Annotated in this window: 1 protein-coding gene; it reads left to right on the top strand. The window is 63.8% G+C overall.

The window, feature by feature from the left end; translation table 11 throughout:
* Window positions 1-282: prolyl oligopeptidase family serine peptidase (locus tag B2Z70_RS13250; RefSeq protein ID WP_292983853.1), on the top strand; the 282-nt coding region annotated here is incomplete at both ends.

Below are 282 nucleotides of genomic sequence, written 5' to 3' on the forward strand. Positions count from 1 at the left end.
GCGGCTACATGACGCTGATGACCACGCTGCAGGCGCCGGGCCGGTTCGACGCCGCGGTTTCGGGCGCGCCGGTGACCGATTGGTCGCTCTATGACACCCATTACACCGAGCGCTACATGGACACCCCGCAGAACAATGAGAGCGGCTATTATGAAGGCTCCGCCTTCGCCCATCTCGACGGGTACGAAACCCCGACCCTGCTGATCCATGGCATGGCGGATGACAACGTCACCTTCGACCATGCCACCCGGCTCTATGCCGAGCTGCAGGAACGCGGCGAGC

The organism is Oceanicaulis sp. UBA6590 (genome assembly GCF_002433705.1).
In the GTDB taxonomy this organism is placed as follows: Bacteria; Pseudomonadota; Alphaproteobacteria; order Caulobacterales; family Maricaulaceae; genus Oceanicaulis.